The 825-nt window shown below is 33.0% G+C and carries 1 protein-coding gene; it reads left to right on the plus strand.

Annotated elements, in window-relative coordinates; translation table 11 throughout:
- Nucleotides 1-77: 77 nt before the first annotated feature.
- Nucleotides 78-335: a hypothetical protein gene (locus R2Q78_RS21850; RefSeq protein ID WP_316794742.1), complete on the plus strand. Its 258-nt coding sequence runs from the start codon at nt 78-80 to the stop codon at nt 333-335.
- Nucleotides 336-825: the final 490 nt, after the last annotated feature.

The raw sequence follows: 825 nt of genomic DNA on the forward strand, positions 1-825 counted from the left end.
TTAAACAAGTGGTTTTAGTTATCTTTGTATTATACAATTAGGGTAATTGTATTTTTGAACTTTAATAACGAAATTTGATGAAATATCAACTGATTATGCCATCTTCTATAGATCATTTAAGAAATGCAATAATAGATAAGCTTATGGCTATTTCTAATAAGGACTATTTAGTTGCATTAAATAAGCTTATGGAAAGTGAAGTGGCTCAAAGTAAAATAGACAAAGAAGAGTTGCCCGAACATGTAGTTGAGGGAATTAAGAGAGGACAGGCTGATTATGAAGCCGGCCGGTACGTTACACTTGAGGCATTTGAGAAAAAGCTTTTGTCCAAATAGTGGTTTGGGAAGTTTTAATTTCCGAAACTGCTGCCGAAACTTTCGAAGCAATTCGGACTCAAATTCTTCAGCGTTTGGGAAATAAAGCTGTCGAAGACTTTGAGAGAAATACTTTAAGGATTCTGAAGTTGATACAACAATCTCCATTTATGTTTAAAGAAACGAAACTTGATCCTAATATTAGAAAAGGATTGATAAAAAAGAGATCATCTGTATTTTATGAAGTCAAATCAAATATCATTATAGTGCTTTTCTTCTGGGATAACCGGCAAGACCCCGTATCTTTTTAAATAAAATGTTAAATCCCTGAACTGTCTGTTTGGGGATTTTTTTTGCCTGGATTTTAGAACGAGTGTCCCATACTGTTCCAATTTTGTCCCACATTGTTTCAAAGTGATTGGTGTTGTAGGATGTTGTTTTTTAGGTGTTTATGTTTGTCATAAGAGTTCGGCCGGACTTAATAATTAACAAATTGATAAACATTTAAAAA

The organism is Pedobacter frigoris, assembly GCF_032678645.1.
Classification (GTDB): Bacteria; Bacteroidota; Bacteroidia; order Sphingobacteriales; family Sphingobacteriaceae; genus Pedobacter; species Pedobacter frigoris_A.